Source organism: Streptomyces sedi (assembly GCF_006335015.1).
GTDB classification, from domain to species: Bacteria; Actinomycetota; Actinomycetes; order Streptomycetales; family Streptomycetaceae; genus Streptomyces; species Streptomyces sedi.
In genome coordinates this window covers 1-2,190 of record NZ_VDGT01000050.1, presented here as the reverse complement: position 1 = coordinate 2,190, position 2,190 = coordinate 1, and the positions used below count along the sequence as shown (strand labels likewise).

At 66.9% G+C, this 2,190-nt stretch carries 1 protein-coding gene; it reads right to left on the bottom strand.

The genetic code is table 11. The annotated features are described in order from the left end of the window. Positions 1 to 982 precede the first annotated feature (982 nt). Positions 983 to 1,945 carry an IS481 family transposase gene (locus FH715_RS27975; protein WP_139650312.1) on the bottom strand — a complete coding sequence of 321 codons (963 nt, stop codon included), beginning with the start codon at positions 1,943 to 1,945 and terminating at the stop codon, positions 983 to 985. Positions 1,946 to 2,190: the final 245 nt, after the last annotated feature.

Genomic DNA, 2,190 nt, shown 5'->3' with positions numbered 1-2,190 from the left:
GCGGCTCGATCACCGCCCACAACGCGTCGTCCACAATCCACGGCCTGCTCACACCCTCACGAACGGCCCAATCCTCACACCGGACACGGCCACCAGCACCGCATCACAAGATCGTGTTACGAGCTCTAAAGAAGTGTACTGGTCATCAAATGACCCAGGTCGAAGAACGGCTCGGTCCAACTACGGCTGTCCCTGGATACCGCCGAGCCGGCCATGTACCGCACGGTGTACGTCTGACACCGGGGCGATGAACTGGGATCGGGGTGGTCGGTTGGGTGCTGCCATGGTTGTCGACCGGGTGCGCCACCTGATGGGTGTCGGGCCTGCCAACATCGGATGGGACTCATAATCCGTCGGCCGTGGGTTCGAGTCCCACCTTCTCGCACGCGGAGAACGCGCCCCTGACCTGGGACTCTTCGGAACCATAGACCCGGTTGCTTCGGAGTGGGGGGCAGCCCATTTCCCTGCTGGCCCCCCGCTGGCCCGAACCGATGTTGTCGCTCTCTTCCCCTACCAGCTGCGGATACCACCTCCATCATCTCCCCCCAGGAAGCCCTCCCAGGCGGTCAGGGATGCGGACGATCCCCGCGCCGCGACGCTGCCAGATCAAGCAACACCCGCATCGGGCAGGACGCCGGCCCACGGCAGAGTGGGCCGGGCTGCGCTTGTACATGCGTCGCAAGCCACCCAGAACCCCGCGTGGGCGACCATGAGATCCGAAGACTGCGGGCAGGGTCTTACGCGAAGCCGGGCTCGTTCGGCGGGACGGCACAGCCGAGGTCCCTGCCCCCGCCTTACGACTCCCGGCCAACCCGCCAACAACGTAGAGCCCGTTCTTGAAACTTGGTCGACGAGTAGCCCGACACGGACGCCGCTCTCGGTCGAAGCAAACTGCGCTGCCGCGCGGCGCGCTCGGCCCAGTTGCTAGCTGATGACGGCCGAACGACTTCCCGAAAAGTGGAACGGTGCCTGCTCCGACCCCCTAGGTGTGTTGTTCGGGCAGGTTGGTGACGCGGCTGGCTGGGGTGTGGCCGCTGATTCCGGTGTGGGGTCGGTGGTAGTTGTACCAGTCCAGCCAGTCGGGGAACGCTGCCCGCCGTTCGTTGTCTGAGGTGTAGGGCCGGTGGTAGGCCCATTCTTCGAGCAGGGTGCGGTGGAAGCGTTCGACTTTGCCGTTGGTCTGCGGGCGCCAGGGCCTGGTCCAGCGGGGGCTGATGCCCAGCTGGTGGCAGGTCTGGCGCCAGGTGTTCTTGCTGTAGGCCCAGGCGTTGTCGGTCAGGACGCGTTCGACGGTGATGCCGCGCGCGGCGAACCAGGCGGTGGCGCGGGTGAGGAAGCCGGCGCAGGTGGCGGCGGTTTCGTCGGGCAGGTCTTCGGTGTAGGCGAGACGGGTGTGGTCGTCCAGGGCGGTGTGCAGGTAGGCGTATCCCGCGCCGTTGCGGCGGTCCTTGTTCGGGCTGCCGGCCGCACGGCCGAGGACCTTGTGGCCGCCGCCGTCGGGGATGCGGCCGAGCTTCTTGACGTCGATGTGGACCAGTTCACCGGGTCGGGAGCGTTCGTAGCGGCGGATCGGTTCGCTGGTGGCCCGGTCGCAGACGGCAAGGACGGGCAGGTGATGCCGTTGCAGGATCCGGTGGGCGGTGGATGCGGCGATGTTGCAGCGGGTGGCCAGACGAAGGGGGCCGATGCGGTGTTCGCGGCGCAGACGCACGACCTGTGCCTCGACGGCGGGAGAGGTGCGGTACGGCTGGTGATGCGGGCGGCTGGAGCGGTCGTGCATCCCGGCCACACCCATCTGCCGGTAGCGGGTGGCCCACCGTGCGGCGGTGGTGTGGCTGACCTGGAAGCGTTCCGCGGCCCGCCGTAGCGGCCAGCCGTCATCGACGACGCACCGGGCCAGCCGCAGCCTGCCGGTCGGAGTCAGCGGGGCGTTACGGTGGGACACGAGGGCCTCCTGAGCTTCGGCGGTAGATGTCGCAATCCACACCGAACCCAGAAGGCCCTCACCCGTTCAAGCACCCAGCACGCGTGTCACCAACCTGCCCGAACAACACACCTAGGCTGTGTATCGGAAGTAGCTGTTGAGGGTGCTGAGTAGCTGCGATCATCCGGGCCATGACTGTTGATTGGAGCGGTGACAAGGTCGTCTTTCGGCGCGCTGCTGCGGAGCACATGGACGATGTGCTGAGC